The following is a 24,170-nucleotide window of genomic DNA, read 5'->3' as shown; positions in this document are numbered from 1 at the left end:
ATTACGAATTACGATTTTGAAAATTTATAAATCAAAATTCGTAACTCATAATCCGTAATTCGTTTTACCAATCTTTTTCGGTTTTTACTTTTACACCCTTTTGTTTTTCAGCATTTACTTTTTCCTGAACTTTTTGTTCTTGGTTGTTCATGGCTTCTAACAAATTTTTAACCTGTTGAGGCGACATTTGTCCGGGGCGTGGTTTTGGTGGTTGTTGGTTTTCCTTGTCATCTTCTTTTCCTTTGTCGTCTTTTTCATCTTTGGGCTTTCCATTATCATCTTTCTTATCATCTCCTTCTTTTTTGTCTTGATCGCCTTCGTCTTTTTTATCTTGGTCTTTCTTATCGTCGCCTTCTTTTTTGTCCTGATCTTGTTTATCGTCCTTTTTGTCCTTGTCTTTATCGTCTTTATTTTGGTCTTGCTGGTCTTTTTGTTGCTCTGCACAAATTTTTGCAATACCTAAATTGTAACGTGTTTCATTATCGGTAGGATCATTTCTTAAAGCGCTTTTATAAGCTTCAACCGCTTCTTTACACTTTTTATTTTGCATGAGCACATTACCGATGTTGTGATATGCTTTATGTTTTTCAGTTTTTGAATTTGCTATTTTTGCCGCTTGGTCCAAACGGTAAATGGCTTCGTCTAAACTGCCTTTTTTTATGTATGAATTTCCTAAATTATAAATTCCTGCAACCGTTGTGCCTTGTTCTGAAATGGCTTTTCTGTATTCTTTTTCAGCCGAAACAAAATCGTCTTCACTTATTAAATTATTAGCATCATACACATAATTATTAGCTTTTTTTGCAGCCAATAACGCTTCTTTTTCTTTGTCTTGTGAAAAAGAAAAGGTCGTGGTTAATGCTATAATGATCAATAATATATATTTCATTTTATAATGCTTTATTCAACTTATAAATTTACAAAACCTTATAATTGTGTATCGTTAAAGGTTTTATAAAATAATTTCAAATTATTTACGAATTAAGATTTTTGATTTACGCTTACTTGACACTCTTATTTAAAAATCGTAACTCGTAATTCGTACTTTATATTACAGGTTTTCATTAAATAAATTCAACTTTTTCAACCAAGCTGTTTTTCGTTCCAGTAAGAAAATATCTATTAGTAAAAAGAAAATAGCAAATGCTAAAAACCACTGAAATTGGTCTTTAAAATCGGCATATTCCTTGGTTTCAAACTCCTTTTTATCCATACCGTTTAAAATATCGCCTATTTCTTTAACCACATCGTTGGTATTTCTTCCATTCAAATAAACGCCATTAGCTTCGGCTGCAATACTTTTAAGGGTTTCTTCATCTAAACGCGTAATAACGGTTTCTCCTTGGTTATCCTTTTTGTAATTTAAAACAATCCCATTGCGCTTTTCTGGTATGGGACCGCCATTTACATCACCTACTCCAATAGTGAAAATTCGAATGCCTGCTTCATTAGCTTCTTCGGCAACGGCAGCAGCTTCTTCACTGTGGTCTTCGCCATCTGAAATAATGATGAGAATACGGTTGGTTTGTTCTTCATCATCAAAATAGGTGGTTGCTAGCTTAATGGCTTCATTTATGGCAGTTCCTTGTGAGGATAACATATCGGTATTCATACTTTGAAGGAACATTTTTGCCGAACCATAATCGGTTGTAATGGGCAGTTGCGGAAATGCTTTTCCTGCGTACGCAATAATACCCACACGGTCGCTTGCTAAATTATTGATGATTTGTGTTACTAATTGCTTTGCTTTTTCCAATCGGTTGGGAGCAATATCTTCAGCAAGCATACTTTTTGAGACATCGACTGCAAAAACAATATCTACACCTTCACGTTTTATGGTTTCTAACTTCGAGCCTATTTTTGGGTTTACTAAAGCAAGTGCTAAACATGCAAAGGCCAAACTTAACACCACTAATTTTAAAATAGATTTGAATAACGATGCATTCGGACTTAACTTTTTCAATAATGCTTTATCGGCAAATTTGCGTTGAGTGCGGTGTTTCCAAAATTGAAGCAGCAAAAAGAATAGGATTATTACTGGAATAATTCCTAATACCCAAAACCATATTTTTTCGTCTAATTGATACATAAATTTCTAAATTCCAATATTTTAAACTCCAAATTCCAAAGTTTAAATTGTTTGTCGCGGATTTGTTTAGTTGTTTATCCACGAATTCACTGATGTTTTAAATATAAGTCTCGATGGCCTTATACCTAACTAATATTTTCTAAATAAAACTCCTAAAAAGAGTGTTTCTTAATAAAAATTCTATTAAAAGAAACAAACCTGCTAATAGCACTAACGGACGGTATTTTTCTTCGTAATTATAATATTTAAACTCTTCAACATCTGTTTTTTCAAGTTTATTTATTTCATTATAAATTTCTTCAAGCTTTTTGTTATTGGTGGCCCTAAAATATTTTCCTCCTGTAACTGATGCGATTTCTTTTAACAATACTTCATCTATTTCTACTGGTACTCTAGCATATTGAAACCCGCCTGTTCTTGGGTCTAAGGCAACAGGCGAAAGCGCCATTCCATTAGTACCCAAGCCAATGGTATAGGTTTTTATACCGTATTCCATCGCTAATTCACTGGCTATTTTCGGGTCTATGAAACCGGTGTTATTAACGCCATCAGTTAATAAAATAATCACTTTACTTTTGGCTTTACTGTCTTTTAAACGGTTTACCGCCGTTGCTAAACCCATCCCGATGGCTGTCCCACCTTCAATAATGGTGTTGTATTTAATATCATTTAATGAACGTAAAACAATCGACTTATCACTGGTAACCGGTGTTCTTGTATAACTTTCGCCGGCATATTCTACCAAACCTATTCTATCATTTGGCCTACCTTTTATAAATTCTGAGGCTACATTTTTTAATGCTTCAAGTCTGTTTGGCGATAAATCTTTTGCAAGCATACTTGCTGATACATCAATTGCCATAACAATATCAATACCTCTTGTGGTTTTTGTTTTGGAAGACACATCAATAGTTTGTGGTCTTGCCAATGCTGTAATTAAAAACGCAAGTGCCAATAAACGCAAAATAAATAAGCCGTGTTTTAATTTAGGTAACACAGAATTGGTTAGTTTAAAACCTTTTAAACTAGATATTTTAAGTTCTGCTGTTTGTTTTTTATGCTTGAAAATATACCACAGAATTGCTAATGGTAACACTAAAAATGCCCAAAACCACTGCTTATTTAAAAATTCGATGCCTTCAAACATTATTCTTCTGCTTTTTTAAGTTCTACTGAATTTAAAATACGCTCTATTATTTGGTCGGCATACGCATCATCTTTTGCATAAGTCACCATCACTTGTTGCAATACATTTTCCGAAGTAAACAACAGCATCACGTAATTACATTCTTGTACTTTTTTACTTATCGCATTTTCAGCTTTAAATGAACCATAGGTTTTTATGCCTTCGGCTCCATTGGGTGTTACAAACTTTTCTCTAAACACCAAAATATCTTTAGCACCTTGCGCTTCAATGGCTTTTAAACTAATCTCGGATGTCTTCTCTAAATCGATCTTATTATCACCTAAATTTTTATAAGTTGTGGTATTGACTACAACACTAAACACATCTAATAAGGTGCCATATATAAACATGGTTTGAGACATTTGTACTTTTGCCTCTTCGGGAGTTGGTATCTCAACACGTGTTAAAACTATTGGTGTTGAAATGGTAACCGGTGGAAAACCATACTCACTGGTTACCCATTCGCCTTCTAAAAGTTCGATACTATCGTGCCCTATTAAAATGTCTTTCACATAACCAAAACCATATTTTATTGAGAACCCAACAAAGGTTGCCATGAGCAGAAACACACCTATTACAACGGTTATGATGATTTTTTTACGTTTCTTTTTGCGTTCTAACGATTCACGGTATTGTTCGTCTAAAAGCTTTTCTTCTTCTGTTGGTTCAGGAAGTGCTTGTTTAACGTTGTCTATCTCAATATCAATGGTGTTTCTATCTAATTTGGCAAGCTCGACATCTACGGCCGATTTTGCGAATTTTACTAAATCGGCACGTTTTAAAATGCTTTCTAGGTTTCTTATATCTTGTTTACTTAATTCTATTTGGTTGCCCTCTTTAAGTAAATTTAATCTAGAAATAAGTTCATCTGTTGTGCTTTCTAATGCTTTGTCGTATACTTTTTCATCTAAATATTTTCTAATGATGAAGGTTAACTCTGAGTAATATTCTTTAATAGAATCGGTATGTAAATAATGACTTTCATCTAACTTTTTTAAAGCTAATTTGGCACGATCGTAAGGTGGTAGCAAGGCTATTTCTTCCTCTTCTGTCAATGGTTTTTTTCGCCAAATAAACCAATACATTAAAAAACCGATGATGCCAATTATTAAAAGCACAATTAACAAATATTTCCACCAGTCGCTACCTTGTTTTTTAACTTCAATGATTGGCTTTATATCGTAAAGACCTTGTTTTGTGGTGTCTATTACCACATTATTAACCTCAACTTTTAAAGAATCAGTAAAAAAGGTTTTATCCCCAATTATTATTTTTTGTCTTGGAATGGTATATTTTCCAGAATCGAATTGGGTTAAACCATATTTTTTAATCAGATTGTATTTGTCGTTCTTTTTAACCGTATCAATAGCATACGATTCTATCATTTCTAAAGGTGAAAATGTTTGCCCTTCTGGGAAAACCACCAAGCTATTAGCTTTAGCTTCAACTTCTATTTTATAGGTAATTTGTTGCCCTATTTTAATTTTTGTTGAATCGATAGATGTTGAAACTTGTGAATAGGAGAGTAAAGAAAAAAGAAAAAAGAAAACAGGCAGAAGACCGAAGACTGAAGACCGAAGACTTTTCATCATGGTTTTCATATTCATAATTCGTAATTCATAATTCATAATTTGCATTATCCTCTTCTTTTAAAATAGCCTAACATTTTCTTAACGTAGCTTTCATCCACTCTGCAATCTATAGACCCTGCACCAGATTTATTGAAACTTTCTTTATAGTATTCTACTTTTTCATGGTAGAATTTACCATAATTTAAACGTACTTTTTTTGATGATGTATTTACCAACATCAATTCGCCCGTTTCTTCATCTTGCATTTGAACAAGACCTAGATTTGGAATTTCTTCCTCTCGTTTATCGTACACTCGAATACCTGTAACATCGTGTTTTCCTGAAACAATTTTCATGGTTTGATGGTAATCATCTGCAATAAAATCAGATAATACAAACACAATGGCTTTTTTCTTCATAACGTTTTGCATGAATTTTAAAGCTTCGGCTAAATTAGTTTGTTTGCTTTCTGGTTCAAATTCAATCAACTCTCGGATAATACGAAGAACATGCGAACGTCCTTTTTTTGGTGGAATATAAAGTTCAACCTTATCGGAAAACAAAATCAAACCTATTTTATCATTATTTTGTGTTGCTGAAAATGCTAAAGTCGCAGCAATTTCTGTAACTACTTCATTTTTAAATTGTTGTTCGGTACCAAACATTTCAGATCCCGACACATCAACCATAAGCATCATGGTAAGTTCGCGTTCTTCTTCAAAAACTTTTATGTAGGGTTCGTTGTAGCGTGCGGTTACATTCCAATCGATATTTCTAACATCGTCACCAAATTGGTACTGGCGTACTTCACTAAAAGTCATACCACGCCCTTTAAAGGTTGAATGGTATTCGCCCCCAAATATATGATCAGACAAACGGCGTGTCTTGATTTCTATTTTTCGTACTTTTTTTAGTAATTCTTTAGTATCCATTTATTCAGCAAACAGTTTTCAGTCGCAGTATTCAGTTATCAATAAACCGTTGAATTTAGTTTTGGGTATTCAGTTTTTAGTAAGTCACTGCAAACTGTCACTGAATACTGTAAACTTTTTAAGGCACTTCTATTTCGTTTACAATTTTGTTGATGATGTCCACAGACGTTACATTTTCAGCTTCCGCTTCGTAAGTAATTCCAATTCTGTGTCTTAACACATCGTAAACTACGGCGCGTACATCTTCTGGAATAACATATCCACGACGTTTAATAAAGGCGTAACATTTAGCAGCTGTTGCTAAATTGATACTTCCACGAGGTGATGCACCAAAAGAAATTAATGGTTTTAAATCGGCAAGTCTATACTTTTCTGGGTAACGTGTTGCGAAAATAATATCGAGAATGTATTTTTCAATTTTCTCGTCCATATACACTTCACGAACCACTTGTTGTGCTTTTAGTATCTGTGCTACTGAAATTACTGGGTTTACTTTATCCCAAGCACCTTTCATATTGGCACGCATTATTAATTGTTCCTCAGCAATTTTTGGATAATCAATGACTGTTTTCAACATAAAACGATCCACTTGTGCTTCTGGTAAAGGATACGTTCCTTCTTGTTCAACAGGGTTTTGAGTTGCCATTACCAAAAATGGTTTATCCAATTTAAAGGTTTCATCGCCAATAGTTACTTGCTTTTCTTGCATCGCCTCAAGTAATGCCGATTGCACTTTTGCTGGCGCACGGTTAATCTCATCTGCTAGTACAAAATTTGCGAAAATAGGCCCTTTTTTAATGGAAAAATCATTCACCTTCATATTGTAAATTAAGGTTCCTGTTACATCAGCAGGTAATAAATCGGGGGTAAACTGGATTCTACTAAAACTTCCATCAACCGCTTGTGCCAACGTATTAATCGCTAAAGTTTTTGCTAAACCAGGCACTCCTTCCAATAAAATATGTCCTTGTCCCAACAAACCAATAAGCAAACGCTCCACCATGTGTTTTTGCCCCACGATGACTTTGTTCATCTCTAGCATTAGTAAATCAACAAAAGCACTTTCTCTTTCAATTTTCTCGTTAATTGTTTTAATATCAATTGTACCAGTATCTTCCATCATTTTTTTGTTTTTAAAAGCCCGAATATAGTAAGCATATTTGAGGCATGCAAATTGTTAAAATTTTTCTTAGTCCGCTGTTAAAGATTGGTTAAAATAATTGGCCTATAGCGTTAATACTAGGTTAAATAAATAGGTGATTAAAAAGTATAACACTTAGTTTTATTAATTAAACCAAGTTTTAAGTATTTTTATAGATGAAATAAAAATTAATTAACATGATAAAAACGGCCTTAATAACTGGTGCAACTAGCGGTATTGGTTATGCTACCGCATGCGAGTTTGCTAAACACAATATTAATTTGGTGTTATGTGGAAGACGTTTAGAAAGACTTAAAACTACACAAGAAGCCCTTAGTAAACTAACCAATGTGCATATTTTAAATTTTGATGTAAGAGATAAAACTGAAACTTTTAAAGCCATAGATTCGTTACCTGAAGATTTTAAACAGATAGATATTTTAATAAACAACGCAGGAAATGCGCATGGGCTAGACCCAATTGATGCTGGAAATTTAGACGATTGGGATGCCATGATGGACATTAACGTAAAAGGTTTATTGTATGTAAGCAAAGCCATTATCCCACAAATGACGGCACGAAAATCGGGGCATATCATCAATATTGGTTCTTCGGCAGGAAAAGAAGTATATCCAAAAGGCAATGTGTATTGCGGAAGTAAGCATGCTGTTTTAGCTATTACTGAAGGGATGCGTATGGATTTAAATCCGTTTGGAATAAAAGTTGGTGCTGTAAACCCAGGATTGGTTGAAACCGAATTTTCAAAAGTGCGCTTTAAAGGTGCTGAAATAGCTGATACCGTTTACCAAGGTTTTAAGGCATTGCAAGCTGAAGATGTAGCTGAAGTTATTTATTTTGTGGTTTCAAGACCAGCTCACGTAAATATTGCCGATGTTTTGATGTTTTGTACAGCTCAGGCAAATTCAACTTTGGTAAACAAATCTTTTTAAATTTCTTTGCCAAAGTTAAACATTATTTATTTTTATTTTTTATTCAGGTTATATGGCGCATCATAATTCATTCGAAAGCTTAGAAGTTTATAAAGAAGCTACTATTTTTTGTGATGATATTTGGAATATCATCACAAATTCGACTCTTAATAAAGACTATAAATTAAGAGAACAAATAAATGGTTCGTCTGGTTCGGTAATGGATAATATTGCCGAAGGTTTTGGTAGAGGTGGTAACAAGGAATTTATTATGTTTTTAAGTTATTCTCGTGGATCTTGCAGTGAAAGTAAAGCTCAATTATTAAGATGTTTCAGAAGAAATCATATAGATGAAACAACCTTTAATAAACTCAATGATAAGGCGGAAAGTTTAATAAATCAATTGTCAAAATTTATAAACTATCTAAAGTTATCTGAACGCAAGGGGGGCAAAATTTGATTAATCTTGAATAAATAATAAAAAATAGATAATACCCAATGATTAACAAACGCTTACTTATAAAAAACCTATTATCGCACAACGACGAGAACAGCTTTTATGATAAAAAGCGTAAAATTGATATTAGTTTTAAAGAAGGAAAAGCGAAGTTTTTAAAACATATTTGTGCCCTTTCAAATAGCAACCCAAAAAATAATTCCTTTATTGTTATTGGGGTTGAAGATACTGACAACGATATTGTTGGTGTCGATTTTTTTGATGACAGCAAAATTCAAAACCTCATCAATGCCTATTTAACCAATCCACCTATTGTTCAATATGAAAACATCCCTTTTCCGCATTTACCAGACCATAAAGTAGTTGGTTTGGTTACCATTCGTCCCACGGGAAAAATAACCTCTTTGCGAAAAAATATTTGGAAATATTATGGAGGTTCAGTTTTTTTTAGAGATGGGAGTATGAGCATGCCCAAAGTTTTTGATATTGAAATAAAAGATGTAAACTCTAAAATTGTTGAATCTATTGAAAACAATTCGCAAAACAATATAGAGCATACCTTAAATGGCGTTTTCGATTTTATGAAAAACCGAAAAGATTACAATCCAAAATACAAGGTTTTTAAAGAGTATTTTGTGGTGTGTTGGGCGGGACAAAAAAAGGTGGTTAAAGATGAAACGTTTTTTTCTAGAGTTGATATAGAGTTGATTAATGAACAGGTTCGATTGTTTTTTTCAGCTTTAGATGAAGTAGCTATCTATATAAATGAAGATTCTTTTAAAATTATTGAATACGTTAATCTTGGATTTCAAAATTCCAATAAATACTATCAATTGGAAGAAACACTCATCAATTTTGAAAATAACGCCAATTACACCATCGAAACAAAATTATTGTTTGAAGCGCCTCAATACGACAAAAAAGTGCTTCATCATATTTACAATACCACAAATGCCCTTTTAGAAAAACTAAAAAAAGGACAAGCCTTTACAAAAGCGGAAGAATTAGATTTAAAAAACTTGCCTGTAACCTATCTTATCTGTTACCTTAATTTATTTCACGAAGCCATTGATAAATTGGAAGAAGCTAAACCTTATTTAAGAGCTTATAGTGAAGAATTGTATCACTTATATAAAGAATCGATGCGTGTTTTAAGAAAGGTAAAATACAGTTAATCGGATTTAAATTAACTTAACCTAAAATTAACTTTGGCGCTTTTTTTCTCACGAAATAAAACATATATTTGTAGTGCTATTAATCTTTATTAAGATATAACCTTGTTTCTCCCGATACAGTTTCGGCATTGAAGCAAGGTTTTTTTATTCCCTACTTTATTTTAAAAAAATCTGACATTAATACATACCTAAAGATTTTATTAAGAATTTATAATATTTAGTCTTCATTCAAGACGAAATACTTTCTTTTAAATAACTCTATACTTTTTTAAAAAACACCGAAATACAAATCTTCTATAGAGAATAAAAGGTTTGTTTTATTCTAACTTGCAAAATAATGTTACATATCTGATATCTTTTGTTACATATATAATATCAACTTCCTTAATTGCCTTATAATTTGCAACCATGTTAATATCATAATCTTTAAACCTAAAAAAACATGAAAACACTACTAAAAAATTACAAACTAATTATTGTATTACTATTAATGGTTTCATTACCTTCATGTTCAAACGATGATGATCCAGAACTTACAGTTTCCGAACTTTTAAGTAATAAATGGTTTGCAGAAACCATTGAAGATGTTTCTACTACCCCATCAACTATCGAGATATTAGATTCCTGTACTCAAAAATCGTATTATAATTTTTTAATTGATGGCACATTGCTTACTAATATTTATACACTAGATGGGGATAATAACTGTGTTGCAAGCGGGACTGATGCTTACAATTATATATTAAGTGCAGATGGCAAACAAATAGTTGCACAAGATGAAGATTCAATCGCAACCCAAATTTTAGTAATAGACGCGATTAGTACTACAAATCTAACGATTTATAATACGAGTACTCCAAATTCAAAAATTAATTTTAAAAGATAATCTATACTTTTTTAGTATGAAATTAGCCAAAAACTGTATATAGTTACAAACAATAAACGGTGTTTTGCGATGTTAAATAAAATCTAACTGTTTAAAACTTTTATTCAATATTTTTTCATCATTTACTTCCAACCATTTGTTTAAAACGGTGGCGTAAATAGTTCTAAAATCTATCTCGAATTTTAAATCGCCATTAGCATCTAAATCATTTAAACTAGCTAAATTATTGTACACACCTTGTTTCTTCAATTGGTCGCCAATAATAAATACATTATTTGCAGTTCCGTGGTCAGTTCCAACACTCGCATTTTGGTTAACACGACGCCCAAATTCCGAAAAGGTTAAAATTAAAGTGTCTTTAAACGTGTTGTTGTCTTTCAAATCTTGAACAAACGCTTCGATACTTTCAGCATATATATTTAATAAGCGCTTTTGAGTGTTTATTTGATTTGCATGCGTATCAAAACCATTTAAAGAACTATAAAACACCTTGGTTTCCAATCCAGAATTAATAAACTGCGCGGTGGTTTTTAATTGGTTGCCGAACTTATTATTTGGATATTCTTTGGTTGAAGAAACGGTTTTGCTGGTTTCATAAATGTATTTTGCTGAAGATTCTGCTTCAATCATCGATTTGTACAAATACCCTAAATTATGCTCATTCAAATGTTCATATTGATTATGAATATTTTTGAAAAACGGGTCTTTCGATAAATTATAAAAAGCTTTGGCATCTTGTGTTGCAATGGCATTTAAGTTTTCACCTTTCATGGCTAATGATAAACTTTCATCTATCTCAATAGCACTATAAGGTTGTTTTCCGTAGTTATCTAAATAGCGTCCTATCCATCCGCTTTGCGAATATTTATTGGAATCGGTTGCTGTTTGCCAAATATCCATCGACCTAAAATGTGAACGGTTTGGGTTTGGATACCCTACGTTGTTGATGATGGATAAATACCCATTATCGTACAAACGTTTTAAAGGCAACAAACTGGGATTTAACCCGATTTCATCCGTTAATTGAATCACATTATTTTTTTGAATTCCTAATGTTGGGCGTGCTTTATAATACAAATCATTTCTAAAAGGAATCACGGTATTTAATCCATCATTTCCGCCAGAAAGTTGAATAATCACCAAGCGTTTGTAGCCTAAAGTGCTACTAGCAACTTGTTCAAACGCCTTCACGAAACTAGGAACAAAAAATAAGCTACTAGCTAGCGTTGAGTTTTTTATAAAATGTCTTCTGTCCATAATTAACACATTTGATATTCGGGTAACGACATAAGTTGTACACAATATTCTTGCTTAGAAACTTTAGCTAATGAATTTAAGTACTTGCTCGCACTTTCGTTCATATGGCTTACTAACAAGTAATTTTCCATGTCACTAATAGCGACATCTTTAAATTGACTGTTGAAATAACCCCAATTGGCTGAGGTGCTGAAACGTTTACCAAACTTCTTTTTGAAAACGGCTTTTTGTAAATCGGCCGTTTTATCGGTTTCACCTTCTTTAGCTTTAGAAATGTAGGCATTATTAAGCAACAACGAAGGAAGCTTTAAGCGTAAAACAATGGTATTGCTATCTATCCAGCTTCTGCCACCTTTCCAACCGGCTACATTTGGTGGATCTAACAAGGTCTGGCCTAATAATTTTTGAAGATATAAGAGTTGTTTGGGGTTATTAAACTCTAAAGGAACCATCGTTTTAATACCTACTAAAAACTCAATGGGCGATTTTATTTTTGTGCCAATATTTTTTTCATCGTAAAACCAATCGGAAAGGAATACAAAACGCATCAGTTTTTCGATGTTATAATCGGAATGAAACACATCTACCATTTGGTTTACATGAGTTTCATCCAAAGTATCATTAACAAAATAGCGGTATATTTTTTGGCAAATATATTGGGCACATTGCTTATTTTCTAATATAATATCAATGATTTGGTCGCCATTAAAATGGCCCGTTTTACCAAAAAAAGTTTTTAAACCATCATCGTGTTGGCGTTCTCTAAATACAAAATCGCCTTTTAAATCATGACTATAACCTGTAAAAGCTCGGGCACTTTCTTTAATATCTTCCTCGGTATAATTACCAACACCTAGAGTAAATAATTCCATGAGTTCTCTGGCAAAATTCTCGTTGGGTGTTTGTTTTTTATTTTGTTTGGTGTTTAAATATTTAGTCATAGCTGCTTCCTTTGAAATGGCTATAACAAAATCTTTAAAATTACCTAAAGCATGTGTTCGTAAGGTGTTATGAAATTTTTGGGTATAAATAAAATTATTGTCTTCGCAAACAAAGTGATTTGCCCAAAACAAGGTTGTTTTTTCTCTTAATTGTTCTTCAGAATCGGTTAGTCTATCAATCCAAGCGATGTTTAATTCTCTGGTTTTTTCTCTACTTAAACTTTGAAAATCCTTGATGCTTTTTTTCATGCTTTCAGCAGAACCAGTCATTAAAGATTCCAACTCTGCTATATCAACTTGTAATGGTGTTATTTTTTTAGAAGCTTTGAAAATAGTATCAACTACCTGTTTTTTCTCTAGTTTGGAAATAGCATGAAGTTGCTGTGGTGTCATACCAAAACCAACTCGCCAATATAAATGTTGAATGTGTTTCTTGTTCATCATTTTTAATTTATTTAGAAGTTGAATACGAGCCAATATAACTCTGTAATACTTAAGACTATAAACTATTAAAAAGGTTTAAATATTGCTGTAAGAATCATAAATAAAGCATAATTTACTGTTATAATGATAAATAGCTTAGCTCATAATAAACGTTCAATTTAATGATGATAGCCTATTTGTATTCATCGATAAAAATTACACTTGCCTAAAAATTATAATAAATAGTTATTTTGTTTTGTTGTCGCTTTTTTAAAAAATGTAACTTTAAGAAAAATTTCAAATAAACCATCTAAACTTCAAATTTTGAATGTGCTTTTGTCTGCAAGTAAATATCTACAATTTATTTTTGGTAAATTTCATTCATCAAATACCTCCAACCTATGTCATTAAAAAAACTTTTCACTGTTTTAGTCTTAGTTACATTAGCCATCTCTTGTAAAGATAAAGAAGTTGAAACCGATAATTTATTCAAGTTTAGGGAATATATAAGCTATACTACGAGTGGTTTGGTTTCGGTAGCAGAACCCGTTGAAATAAGTTTAGCTAAAGAAGTTTCTGGGTGGGAAATGGGTAAAGAAATATCCGAAGCTATTGTATCCGTTACACCGCATATTGAAGGTAAATTAACCGTTGCAAACAACCATGCACTTCTTTTTATACCCGATGAGTATTTAGAACCATCAACCGAATATACGGTTACAGTAAAATTAGATGAGATTTATAAAAAAGTACCCAAAGACTTTGAAACATACACGTTTCAGTTTAAAACCATTACTCCAAATTTTAGTATTGTTACCAATAATTTACAATCGTATAGTAAAAATTGGCAATATTTAGAAGCGGTACTTCGTTCGGCAGATGTCATTTCGCTTACAGACGCCAAAAAATTAGTGGAAGCGTTTCAAGCTGATAAAAAATTATCCATTGCATTTAACGAAGCAAACGATCATTCCAGAATATTTGAGTTTAAAATTGATAGTATCCACAGAAAAATTGATGATAGTGAAGTCTTAGTAAAATGGGATGGTAGTGCCATTAAAGCAGATAACCAAGGCGAAAACAAAGTGTTTATACCGGGTATTAACAATTTCACCATTGTAAATGTGGAAGTGATCCACGCACCCGAGCAATGTTTATCCATTAACTTTTCCGATCCTTTAAAAAAACAACAAAATTTTGATGGTTTGGTAACGCTTCAAGGTGTGAAAAACCCAAAATATGTGATAGATGGGAATGTGTTAAAAATATATCCAGATAGCAGATTAACAGGTAATATACAGGTTGATATATTTCAAGGAATCGCCAATACCGATGGTTTCAAACTTAAAAAACCGTTTTCTGAGCTTATTGCTTTTGAAGAATTAAAGCCTCAGGTAAAATTACTAACGAATGGTACTATTTTGCCAAATTCACAAGAACTAAAGTTCAATTTTGAAGCGGTTAATTTAAAAGCAGTTGATGTTAGAATCATTAAAATTTTTGAAGATAATGTGCTTCAGTTTTTACAGGATAATGATTTGAATGCTGCTAATTCTTATAATGTTAGACAAGTTGGTCGCCGTATTGCAAAACAAACCATTCAACTACAATCTGAAGTAGAAAACACAGGAAAATGGAAAGCTTATAGCATTGATTTATCTAAATTTTTCAAAGCAGATCCGGGTGCTATTTACCGTGTAGAATTAAGTTTTAACAAAGACTATTCTTTATATAATTGTGATGGAAACACAACTATTTCAAACTCTGAAAACGAAGAAGAGGGTTATTATGAAGATGAATACATTGAAGAAGATTATACCGAAAGCACCACACCAGAAGATGAAGAATTGCGCGAAGAAGCCTATTGGGATAACTTAACCTATCGCTACAAAAATTACAGCTATAACTGGCGTGAAGAAAACAACCCGTGCCATGATGCGTACTACAACGAATCTAAAGTAGTATCTCAAAATTTATTAGCTTCAAATATTGGGGTTGTTGTAAAACAAGGCGCAAATAATTCATATTATTTTGCAGTTACCAACATACTAACTACCGATCCAGAGGCGAGTGCTACTGTTAAACTTTACAATTTTCAACAACAAGAAATAGCTAGCGCCGTAACTGATAATGATGGATTAATCTTGATTGATTTAAATAAAAACGCTGCATTTGCCATTGTTTCTAAAGGCAAAAATAAAACCTACATAAAACTTGCAGATGGTAACTCGCTATCGTTAAGTAAATTCGATGTTTCAGGTAACAAATTACAACGCGGACTTAAAGGCTACATTTATGGTGAACGTGGTGTTTGGCGACCTGGAGACACACTTCATTTAACGTTTATTTTAAACGATTTTGCCAACCCCTTACCAAAAGGACATCCCGTTAAAATGGAAATTACAGATCCTTATGGTAAACTAGTCTATAAAAATGTAACAAGTTACACCGTTAATAATTTCTACAAATTTACGGTTCCAACGGCTTCCGAAGATAAAACAGGAAATTACAAAGCTAAAGTGTCTCTTGGAGGCGCAACATTTTACAAAGATTTAAAAATTGAAACTGTTAAACCCAATCGCTTAAAAATAAAGATTGATTTTGAAAACGAAATTCTTACTAAAAAAGAGCCATTAAAAGGAACTTTAGATGTGAAATGGCTTCATGGTGCGCCCGGTAAAAATTTAAAAGCGGAGATAAAAGCGAAATTTAGTAGCGCTACAACATCCTTTAAAAACTACAAAGGCTACGTTTTTAATGACCCAACAAAACAATTTGAGACTGAAGAAATCACAGTATTTGAAGGCACTGTTGATGCAGATGGTTTAGCAAAAATTGATAAAAAATTAGAAATCAGCAAAAATGCTCCGGGCATGTTGAATGTTCAGTTTTTAGCCCGAGCTTTCGAAAATGGTGGTGATTTCTCTATGGATGCTTTCACTAAACAATATGCACCCTACGAATCGTTTGTTGGATTGCGTGCTCCTAAAGGCAATGATTATGGATCATTCTTTACAGATGAAAATCAAACTTTTGATGTGGTTGTGGTTAATGCCAATGGCAAACCCGTAAAACGCAATAATGTTGAGGTTAAAGTGTATAAAATTGAATGGCGCTGGTGGTGGAATTCATCTTATGATAATCTGTCTAGCTACGTATCAAGCAGCTACCATAAACCATTTTACGACACTAAAGTAAATACCGATGCTAACGGAAAAGCAAGTTTCAAATTAAATATCCCAGAAAACCAACGTGGTCGCTATTTAATACGAGTTACAGATACTGAAAGTGGTCATGCCACAGGGCAAACCGCCTATTTTTATAAAAATTGGTATGTGCCTGCAGGCGATAAAGAAGCCGCAAAAATGTTGGTTTTTTCAGCAGATAAAGAACAGTATAATGTTGGAGAAACAGCTAAAATTAAATTCAAATCGGGTAGTGAAGGTCGTGCCTTGGTAAGTGTTGAAAATGGTACTGAAGTTTTAAGTTTCAAATGGGTAAAAACCCGACAAGGTGAAACGACTGTTGAAATTCCTGTAACTTCAGAAATGGCACCAAACGTATTCATCAATATTTCATTATTACAACCACATGCCATCACAGCAAACGATTTACCCATTCGCCTATATGGCATTATTCCGCTTATGGTTGAAGACCCAAGCACCATATTACAACCTCAAATAAAAATGCCTGAAGTATTACGTCCAGAACAGGCTTTTGATGTGTATGTTTCAGAAAAAAACAAAAAAGCGATGACCTATACCGTTGCTGTGGTTGAAGAAGGTTTATTAGACTTAACACGTTTTAAAACACCAAATGCTTGGGATGAATTTTATGCACGTGAAGCTTTAGGTGTAAAAACTTGGGATGTTTTTGATGATGTTATTGGGGCATATTCTGGTAGCATAGATCAAGTATTTGCTATTGGTGGCGATGGTAGTGCTGCCGCAGGAAAAAACAAAAAAGCAAACCGTTTTAAACCTGTTGTTACTTATTTGGGGCCTTTTACATTAAAAGCAGGTGAAACAAAAAAACACAACATCAAATTACCGAATTATATTGGTGCTGTAAGAACGATGGTGATTGCTGGAAACCCAACCACCAAAGCCTATGGAAGCACCGACAAATCGGTTGAGGTTAAAAAACCATTAATGGTATTGGCAACGCTTCCGCGGAAATTAAGCCCAGGTGAAAAAGTAACACTCCCAGTGACTGTTTTTGCGATGGAAAACAAAGTGAAAAACGTAACCATTAGTCTGAAATTAAGCAATGGAATTTCCATAATTGGGGAGAAAATAAAAAATCTGTCATTTGCCAGACCTGATGAAGAAATAACCTATTTTGAATTGGATGTAAGCAAAGCAAAAGGCATCAATACGGTGGAAGTTATTGCGACTGGGAATGGTGAAAAATCCACTTACAAAGTAGAATTGGATGTGGTGAATCCTAATCCAATAACATCTAAATCGCTTGATGAAACATTAAATGCGAATGCCAACGAAACGCTTGATTTTTCAACCTTTGGAGTAACAGGAACAAATTCGGCAACCATAGAATTTTCAACTTTACCTCCAATGGATTTTACTCGCCGATTGGAATATTTAATTCAATATCCTCATGGGTGTGCAGAACAAACAACGTCTAGCGTGTTTCCGCAGTTATTTTTAAATGATATTTTCGATTTAACGTATGATAAAAAACAAGCGATTGAAAGTAATATTAAAAACGGCATTACACGTTTAGGACATTTTCAACAACCAAACGGTGGTATGAGTTATTGGATGGGTGAAACAACTGCCGATGATTGGTCTACAAGTTACATTGGTCATTTCATGCTGGAGGCCGAAAAGAAAGGCTTTGTTTTACCTTTAACTTTTAAAACGAATTGGTTGCGTTACCAAAAGCAAGCTGCTAGAGATTGGCGTCCAAGTTATAGAAGTTATAATTCCGATTTGGCACAAGCTTACAGATTATACACCTTGGCATTAGCTGGAAATGCCGATTTAGCAGCCATGAACCGATTACGTGAGTTTACCGAAATATCCAATGAAGGCAAATGGCGACTTGCAGCAGCCTATGCTTTAGCAGGACAGAAGGAAGCAAGTACTCAAATTTCGCAAAAGGCAAATATCAATTTTCAACCACAAAAATATAATTATTACTCGTATGGTTCGGTTGACAGAAATAGAGCGATGGCTTTAGAAACGATGGTGCTTACCAAAAGTTCTAAAATGCGCGAACTTGCTGAAACCATTGCAAAAGATTTATCCAGCGATAGATGGATGAGTACTCAAACCACTGCCTATAGTTTATTAGCCATGGCTAAAATGGTAAAAGCAAACGGTGGTAAAGCATTAAGCGTAAGCTATACCTTAAATGGAAAAATAGAAACGATAACGTCTAAAAGTGCTATTGCGCAACGTTCTTTAAAAATTATTGAAGGCAACAATGCGCTAACCTTCACAAATAACAAAGACAATGTGGTGTATGTACGAGTTTTAAACTCTGGCAAATTACCTTTAGGTGAAGAAATAGCCGAACAACGTGGGTTAAGTGTTTCTGTGATTTATAAGGACTTAAAAGGGAATAAGATTGATATTTCAAAATTACAGCAAGGTCAAGATTTTGTTGCTTCAGTAAGTGTAAGCAATCTTAAAGATTATGATATACAAAATGTAGCTTTAACTCAAATTTTCCCTTCAGGATGGGAAATTGTAAATACACGTTTTACAGATTTTGGCGATACTGTTACAAGTCAAGCACGATATACAGACATACGCGACGACCGTGTGAATTTCTATTTCGATTTATCACAAAAAGGAAAATATAATACTAAAACATTTAATGTAATGTTAAATGCATCCTATTTGGGAACCTATTATTTACCTGGGATTCAAGCAGAAGCGATGTATGATAACGACTTTTTAGTAAGAACAAAAGGACAATGGATAACGGTTGAAAAATAAAAATGAAAGAAGCCTTCAAACCCTATTACGCAGTTATTTTCACTTCAACCCAAAAAGAAAACATTGAAGGATATAGCGATATGGCAGAAAAAATGGAAACTTTAGCAAAACAACAAAAGGGCTATTTGGGTATGGATAGTGCCAGAAATGCTGTTGGTATTACCGCTAGTTATTGGGAAAGCTTAGAAGCCATAAAAAATTGGAAGCAACAAACGGACCATTTGGTGGCACAACAAAAAGGGCGACAGGATTGGTACAGTTGGTATAATGTGAGAATTTGTAAAGTTGAACGTGAGTATGAATTTAATAAATAAAAACAAGTAACGTCATTACGAAGGAAGCATGACTGAAGTAATCTTTAAAATTAAATATTTCACAGGTAAATAAACAGATTGCGATATCGTTTCTACTCGCAATGATATTTTAAAGTTTAGACCTCACAGGTTTTAAAACCCAGTGAGGTCTTCCAATACTATGAACAAAATAAAAGCCTACATAAAACGCAACAAAATTAAATCGACAGTAATTCTAGTTGTTTTAATTACCTATTATTTCTGTTTACCGTGGCAGCTTTTTAAAGACCCAACCGCTACCGTAATTACCAGTAAAAACAAGGAACTTTTAGGGGCTCAAATAGCAACAGACGGACAATGGCGCTTTCCGCAAAACGACAAAGTTCCTAAAAAGTTTGAAACCTGTATTATTCAATTTGAAGATGAGTATTTTTACAAACATCCGGGGTTCAATCCTATCTCTATTTTCAAAGCATTACGAGATAATCTTAAATCTGGCAATGTAAAACGTGGTGGCAGCACCTTAACACAGCAAGTAATTCGCTTATCCCGAAAAAACAAAAAACGTACGTATTTTGAAAAAGCCATTGAAATTGTACTATCTACACGATTAGAATTTAGAGCTTCAAAAAAGCGAATTTTAGCTTATTACAGTAGTAATGCCCCTTTCGGGGGAAATGTGGTTGGGTTAGATGCTGCTTCTTGGCGCTATTTTAACAGAAGTGCCAACCAACTTTCGTGGGCAGAAAGCGCCTTACTTGCTGTGTTACCAAATGCTCCTAGTTTAATTTACCCAGGGAAAAACCATGAGCAGTTGCTTAAAAAACGGAACTTACTTCTTAAAAAGCTTTTTCAAAATGGTGTGATTGATAAATTAACTTATCAATTATCAATTGCAGAAGATATTCCAGAAAAACCATATCCGTTACCTCAAATAGCACCGCATTTACTTCAAAAAGTTTCAAAAACATATAACGGAAAACACATTCAAACCACTATAGATGTGCGCTTGCAAGAACGTGTCAACTTGATTGTTCAAAGTCATTACAATCAATTAAGTCAAAATGAAATTTATAACGCCGCCGTTTTGGTTTTAGATATAAAAACCCGAAAAGTGTTAGCTTATGTTGGAAATACACCCACCGATAAAGCACACCAAAAAGATGTAGATGTTATAGATAAACCACGTAGTACGGGCAGTATTTTAAAACCATTTTTATACACAGCCATGCTTGATTCGGGCGATATTTTACAAAACACATTAGTTGCCGATGTGCCTACGCAATTTGGAAGCTACAACCCCGAAAATTATAACCAAACCTATGATGGCGCTGTTCCAGCAAGTAGAGCCTTGTCACGCTCGTTAAACGTGCCTTCGGTACGCATGCTTCAAGAATTTGGATTGGATCGATTTTACCATTATTTAAAAACACTGCGACTTAAAGATTTAAAATACGACGCCAATCATTATGGCTTATCACTTATTTTAGGAGGTGCCGAAAGCAATTTGTGGGATTTGTGCAAAAGTTACGCCGCCTTATCGTCCACCTTAAATCATTTTTCTGAAACTTCTAGTGAATATTATTCCAATGAATTTTGCGAACCTACATTTCTTGCATCGAAAACGCTTGACTTCGGAAAAAAATCGACCGAAAAAACACTTTTTGATGCCGCTTCCATCTATTTAACTTATGAAAGTTTAAAAGAAGTAAACAGACCCGAAGGCGATGAAAATTGGGAATTTTTTGATGGGTCCAAGCAAATAGCATGGAAAACAGGTACTAGTTTTGGCTTTCGAGATGCTTGGGCTATTGGAACCACCAAAGATTATGTGGTAGGTGTTTGGGTTGGAAATGCCGATGGCGAAGGTAGACCTGGTTTGGTTGGTGTGCAAGCTGCTGCCCCTATTTTGTTTGATGTTTTTAATCTATTACCTAAAACCAATTGGTTTTCAAAACCTTTTGATGAGATGCAGGAAGTAGAAATCTGCAAAAAAAGTGGATACAGAGCATCTCAAAATTGTGATGACGTTGAAACAAAATTTATTCAATTAAGTGGGTTAAAAACGAGACCATGTCCGTTTCATGTTCTAATTCATGTAGATAATACAGAAACATTGCAGGTAAATACGTCCTGTGAAAATTTGAGTAACATTCATAATAAATCATGGTTTGTGTTACCTCCGTTAATGGCATACTATTATAAAGCAAAAAATCCGTTTTACAGGCCATTGCCAAAATTTAGAAGTGATTGTTTGGGAGAGAGCATTATTACTATGGAATTTATTTATCCAGAGGAAAATAACCATATATTTTTAGCAAAAGATTTTGATGAAAAAGTAAATGATTTAATCCTTAAAATAGCCCATTCCAAACCAGAAGCTACCTTATTTTGGTATATTGATAATGCCTATATTGGAAGTACAAAAGATATTCATGAATTATCAGTCGTTCCCAGAGAAGGAGATCACCTTATAACAGTTGTTGATGAATTTGGAAATGAAGTAAAAAGAAAGTTTAGTATTTCAAAATAAAATGTAACTTTATGAAGAACAAACTATTACATTATGCCAGCGTTCCCTAAACCAAATTTTGTTTATAATTTTGATGTTAATATCGAAATTGAAAACTTAAAAAAACATAAAACTAAACGCCACATTCCAGAAAAAACAAGCGATAAGCTTTTAATTGCTACTTGGAATATTGCTAACTTAGGCTTGCAAAAACGTTGGAACGAGCATTATAAAATGTTAGCTGAAATAATTAGCTGGTTCGATATTATAGCGATTCAAGAGACAAACGACAATCTGGAAGGATTAAATAATATTGAACTTGAATTGCCAAATCATTACGATTTAATTTTTTCGGATGCAGGAGGCAATAATGAACGGTCTGCTTTTATTTTCGACAATAAAAAAATAGACAGATTACAATTAGTTGCCGAAGTAGCAATTCCTCCTAAAGATTATAAATACATAAAGCTAGATGGTGTAAAAACAAAATTTACGGGTTTTGATAGAACGCCTTATCTATGTTCCTTTCAATGGAAAAACCATAAACTTATTTTTATAAGCGTACATTCCTTTTTTGGAAGTGAAAAAAAAGCCGATGTTGAAAGGCGTTCCTTAGAAGCCTATGCTATTTCACGTTATGCAGATTTACGGAAAAATTCAAAATATGCATTCTCAAAAAACATTATTACTATGGGCGATTTCAATATTCCTAAAATTGAACAAGGCGACCAAACTTATGATGCTTTGATGCAGCGAGGCTTGAAACTTCCAGACCATTCTACACAAGTATATTCAAACATTAATGATGATAAACAATACGACCAAATAGCTTTTTTACCTTCTTTAAAATCTAAAATTACAGCTAATGGCGTTTTTGATTTTGATACCGCTATTTTTCCAGATTTATGGGAAAGTAGCGTGCCCAATTTTAAAAAATATTTGAAATATTATATGTCGGACCACAGGCCTATGTGGATACAATTGAAGTTATAAAATTAATTTCTCACATAGGTTTTCAGCATACTATGATCTGATTTAAACGTATTGATTTTTTGTGTTTTTAAAATTTCCAAATCTTTAGAAACCCATATATGATCTAAGGAAAGTAAGGGTAAATTCCAAAACCATGTTTCTCTAAAACCATTACCTTTTTCATTAAAGGCGTGGTTAAATTCAGTTTTCATTTGGTTCAAATATTTAGATTCAAAAGGCACATTAAAATCACCTAAAACAATAGTTTTTTGGTTAGTAGATATTAAACCATTCACAAAACTTAATTCCCAGTTGCGTGGCACATCGGTACTACCAGAAACATCAACAGCATAAAAGTTAATCCCTTTTGTTTTAAAATTGATAACAGATGAACTGAAATTAGATATCGTCTCATTTACAACATCTACTTCCGTTTTAGAAAAAACATATATTTCCCGTTTCAACCTATAAAAAAAATACTTAGGATATTTTAATTGAAGTTTTTCTAGGTCATTTTTTTGAGATTCCACCAAAACAAATACATCTGGCATACTTTCACTTTCATTAAAAGCTTCCTCAAAACCATTATCCCTAGATGCATTCCAAAAAACAACTTCAAAATCGTTATCTTTAATAGTTTCTGGAAGATGAATTTTAAAACTTCTACCCAACCAAATAATTAATAACGTAGCAGCTAATATTAAATGGTACTTTTTTTTTCTAAGAAAAACAGATAATAATAAAACCACCACTAATATTAACGGAAGCGGAAGCGAATAGTAAAGTAACGATTCTTTATAACCAGCCTCCTTTATTACGAAATGTAAAATTAATAAGGCTGTAATTATAACAACATTTATAATCCAATAAAGAATTTTTAAAACTTTAAGCATTATCTAAGCGGACGTCCCTTTGCTGCCCACCAAGGGCGTATTTCTATAACTAAACGCCCAGCCTTTACCATAGGGTCTGCATTTGCTAAACTATCGGCCATTTTTAGGGTTGGCACATTATAAATAGTGATACCACGAATAGTGCTATTGTCTCCAAAAGCTCCAGAAATATCCGCATATCCCAGCTCGTACATTTTGTTTAAATGTTGTAAATGTTCTTGCTGTAAAATCTCTGCTTCTTCTTCGTTTTGTGATCGAATAGACCCATTTTTTAAAAAAGCCATAAAGTATTGTTGCATTAAAATGGTGTCTTTTGTTTCTTCATCAACATAATCATAGGTTTTAAAACCTTTTGCAGCGAGTTCTTCTTTTATTTGTTTCCTTGACTTTTCAATGGGTTTTTCTATACCTTCAGAAACAATGGTGTCCTTAATTTCTTCATTGGTCACCGAGGTCTCTTTTTCTACTTTTCTACATGAAACAATTGTTAAAATTGTAAAACATATTACTATTGCTTTTTTCATTTGTTCTGTTTTTATAATGTACG

The 24,170-nt window shown here is 33.3% G+C and carries 18 protein-coding genes; 8 read left to right on the top strand and 10 right to left on the bottom strand.

From position 1 onward, the window contains the following. Positions 1–64: 64 nt before the first annotated feature. The 6 genes from EV196_RS17520 to EV196_RS17495 form a co-directional block, all read right to left on the bottom strand. A complete protein-coding gene (locus EV196_RS17520) occupies positions 65–889 on the bottom strand; it encodes a tetratricopeptide repeat protein (RefSeq protein ID WP_132219072.1) in 825 nt (274 codons plus the stop codon). Positions 890–1,051: 162 nt separating this feature from the next. Continuing rightward, on the bottom strand, positions 1,052–2,089 hold the full coding sequence (locus EV196_RS17515; RefSeq protein WP_132219071.1) for a VWA domain-containing protein: 1,038 nt from the start codon (positions 2,087–2,089) through the stop codon (positions 1,052–1,054). A 139-nt stretch (positions 2,090–2,228) separates the two neighbouring features. After that, positions 2,229–3,236 carry a vWA domain-containing protein gene (locus EV196_RS17510; RefSeq protein WP_132219070.1) on the bottom strand — a complete coding sequence of 336 codons (1,008 nt, stop codon included), beginning with the start codon at positions 3,234–3,236 and terminating at the stop codon, positions 2,229–2,231. Beyond that, positions 3,236–4,882 (bottom strand): BatD family protein, encoded by a 1,647-nt coding sequence (locus EV196_RS17505; protein ID WP_394343250.1) that lies wholly within the window; start codon positions 4,880–4,882, stop codon positions 3,236–3,238. The genes EV196_RS17510 and EV196_RS17505 overlap by 1 nt, the downstream gene beginning before the upstream one ends. A gap of 29 nt (positions 4,883–4,911) precedes the next feature. Then, positions 4,912–5,778, bottom strand: a complete 867-nt coding sequence (locus EV196_RS17500) for a DUF58 domain-containing protein (protein WP_132219069.1) — start codon at positions 5,776–5,778, stop codon at positions 4,912–4,914. Positions 5,779–5,896: 118 nt separating this feature from the next. Next, positions 5,897–6,898 (bottom strand): AAA family ATPase, encoded by a 1,002-nt coding sequence (locus EV196_RS17495; protein ID WP_132219109.1) that lies wholly within the window; start codon positions 6,896–6,898, stop codon positions 5,897–5,899. 218 nt (positions 6,899–7,116) lie between these two features. On the opposite strand from EV196_RS17495, the gene EV196_RS17490 reads away from it, so the two are divergent. The 4 genes from EV196_RS17490 (at position 7,117) to EV196_RS17475 (ending at position 10,366) form a co-directional block, all read left to right on the top strand. Beyond that, entirely contained in the window at positions 7,117–7,869 is a 753-nt protein-coding gene (locus tag EV196_RS17490) for an SDR family NAD(P)-dependent oxidoreductase (RefSeq protein WP_132219068.1), read from the top strand. A gap of 52 nt (positions 7,870–7,921) precedes the next feature. Further along, positions 7,922–8,308 carry a four helix bundle protein gene (locus tag EV196_RS17485; protein WP_132219067.1) on the top strand — a complete coding sequence of 129 codons (387 nt, stop codon included), beginning with the start codon at positions 7,922–7,924 and terminating at the stop codon, positions 8,306–8,308. A gap of 38 nt (positions 8,309–8,346) precedes the next feature. After that, positions 8,347–9,480 carry an ATP-binding protein gene (locus EV196_RS17480; protein ID WP_132219066.1) on the top strand — a complete coding sequence of 378 codons (1,134 nt, stop codon included), beginning with the start codon at positions 8,347–8,349 and terminating at the stop codon, positions 9,478–9,480. 442 nt (positions 9,481–9,922) lie between these two features. After that, positions 9,923–10,366: a hypothetical protein gene (locus EV196_RS17475; protein WP_132219065.1), complete on the top strand. Its 444-nt coding sequence runs from the start codon at positions 9,923–9,925 to the stop codon at positions 10,364–10,366. Between the two features lie 72 nt (positions 10,367–10,438). Here the strand turns inward: EV196_RS17475 and EV196_RS17470 are convergent, their stop codons facing one another. Then, the gene (locus EV196_RS17470) at positions 10,439–11,623 is read right to left on the bottom strand and encodes a DUF1501 domain-containing protein (protein WP_132219064.1); all 1,185 of its coding nucleotides are present in this window, start codon (positions 11,621–11,623) and stop codon (positions 10,439–10,441) included. A gap of 2 nt (positions 11,624–11,625) precedes the next feature. Continuing rightward, on the bottom strand, positions 11,626–13,008 hold the full coding sequence (locus EV196_RS17465; RefSeq protein ID WP_243652269.1) for a DUF1800 domain-containing protein: 1,383 nt from the start codon (positions 13,006–13,008) through the stop codon (positions 11,626–11,628). 380 nt (positions 13,009–13,388) lie between these two features. On the opposite strand from EV196_RS17465, the gene EV196_RS17460 reads away from it, so the two are divergent. The 4 genes from EV196_RS17460 to EV196_RS17445 all read left to right on the top strand — a co-directional run bounded on the left by EV196_RS17460 (position 13,389) and on the right by EV196_RS17445 (position 22,751). Further along, positions 13,389–18,953 (top strand): alpha-2-macroglobulin family protein, encoded by a 5,565-nt coding sequence (locus EV196_RS17460; RefSeq protein WP_132219063.1) that lies wholly within the window; start codon positions 13,389–13,391, stop codon positions 18,951–18,953. A gap of 2 nt (positions 18,954–18,955) precedes the next feature. Continuing rightward, positions 18,956–19,267 (top strand): antibiotic biosynthesis monooxygenase family protein, encoded by a 312-nt coding sequence (locus EV196_RS17455; RefSeq protein WP_132219062.1) that lies wholly within the window; start codon positions 18,956–18,958, stop codon positions 19,265–19,267. A gap of 160 nt (positions 19,268–19,427) precedes the next feature. Further along, positions 19,428–21,779: a penicillin-binding protein 1C gene (gene pbpC, locus EV196_RS17450; protein ID WP_132219061.1), complete on the top strand. Its 2,352-nt coding sequence runs from the start codon at positions 19,428–19,430 to the stop codon at positions 21,777–21,779. 33 nt (positions 21,780–21,812) lie between these two features. Then, positions 21,813–22,751, top strand: a complete 939-nt coding sequence (locus EV196_RS17445; RefSeq protein WP_132219060.1) for an endonuclease/exonuclease/phosphatase family protein — start codon at positions 21,813–21,815, stop codon at positions 22,749–22,751. A 2-nt stretch (positions 22,752–22,753) separates the two neighbouring features. Here the strand turns inward: EV196_RS17445 and EV196_RS17440 are convergent, their stop codons facing one another. Further along, positions 22,754–23,623, bottom strand: a complete 870-nt coding sequence (locus EV196_RS17440) for an endonuclease/exonuclease/phosphatase family protein (RefSeq protein ID WP_132219059.1) — start codon at positions 23,621–23,623, stop codon at positions 22,754–22,756. Continuing rightward, positions 23,623–24,147, bottom strand: coding sequence for a YciI family protein (locus tag EV196_RS17435; protein ID WP_132219058.1), 525 nt, complete (start codon positions 24,145–24,147; stop codon positions 23,623–23,625). The genes EV196_RS17440 and EV196_RS17435 overlap by 1 nt, the downstream gene beginning before the upstream one ends. Between the last annotated feature and the right edge of the window lie 23 nt (positions 24,148–24,170).

Source organism: Mariniflexile fucanivorans (assembly GCF_004341235.1).
Classification (GTDB): domain Bacteria; phylum Bacteroidota; class Bacteroidia; order Flavobacteriales; family Flavobacteriaceae; genus Mariniflexile; species Mariniflexile fucanivorans.
This window is presented reverse-complemented; position numbering and strand designations above follow the sequence as displayed.

Coding starts and splice junctions, on each gene's coding strand:
- EV196_RS17510 (WP_132219070.1), bottom strand. CDS start 3,236: ATGTTTGAAGGCATCGAATTTTTAAATAAGCAGTGGTTTTGGGCATTT.
- EV196_RS17440 (WP_132219059.1), bottom strand. CDS start 23,623: ATGCTTAAAGTTTTAAAAATTCTTTATTGGATTATAAATGTTGTTATA.
- EV196_RS17435 (WP_132219058.1), bottom strand. CDS start 24,147: ATGAAAAAAGCAATAGTAATATGTTTTACAATTTTAACAATTGTTTCA.
- EV196_RS17490 (WP_132219068.1), top strand. CDS start 7,117: ATGATAAAAACGGCCTTAATAACTGGTGCAACTAGCGGTATTGGTTAT.
- EV196_RS17500 (WP_132219069.1), bottom strand. CDS start 5,778: ATGGATACTAAAGAATTACTAAAAAAAGTACGAAAAATAGAAATCAAG.
- EV196_RS17480 (WP_132219066.1), top strand. CDS start 8,347: ATGATTAACAAACGCTTACTTATAAAAAACCTATTATCGCACAACGAC.
- EV196_RS17470 (WP_132219064.1), bottom strand. CDS start 11,623: ATGGACAGAAGACATTTTATAAAAAACTCAACGCTAGCTAGTAGCTTA.
- EV196_RS17520 (WP_132219072.1), bottom strand. CDS start 889: ATGAAATATATATTATTGATCATTATAGCATTAACCACGACCTTTTCT.
- EV196_RS17455 (WP_132219062.1), top strand. CDS start 18,956: ATGAAAGAAGCCTTCAAACCCTATTACGCAGTTATTTTCACTTCAACC.
- pbpC (WP_132219061.1), top strand. CDS start 19,428: ATGAACAAAATAAAAGCCTACATAAAACGCAACAAAATTAAATCGACA.
- EV196_RS17475 (WP_132219065.1), top strand. CDS start 9,923: ATGAAAACACTACTAAAAAATTACAAACTAATTATTGTATTACTATTA.
- EV196_RS17505 (WP_394343250.1), bottom strand. CDS start 4,882: ATGAATATGAAAACCATGATGAAAAGTCTTCGGTCTTCAGTCTTCGGT.
- EV196_RS17445 (WP_132219060.1), top strand. CDS start 21,813: ATGCCAGCGTTCCCTAAACCAAATTTTGTTTATAATTTTGATGTTAAT.
- EV196_RS17495 (WP_132219109.1), bottom strand. CDS start 6,898: ATGGAAGATACTGGTACAATTGATATTAAAACAATTAACGAGAAAATT.
- EV196_RS17515 (WP_132219071.1), bottom strand. CDS start 2,089: ATGTATCAATTAGACGAAAAAATATGGTTTTGGGTATTAGGAATTATT.
- EV196_RS17465 (WP_243652269.1), bottom strand. CDS start 13,008: ATGATGAACAAGAAACACATTCAACATTTATATTGGCGAGTTGGTTTT.
- EV196_RS17485 (WP_132219067.1), top strand. CDS start 7,922: ATGGCGCATCATAATTCATTCGAAAGCTTAGAAGTTTATAAAGAAGCT.
- EV196_RS17460 (WP_132219063.1), top strand. CDS start 13,389: ATGTCATTAAAAAAACTTTTCACTGTTTTAGTCTTAGTTACATTAGCC.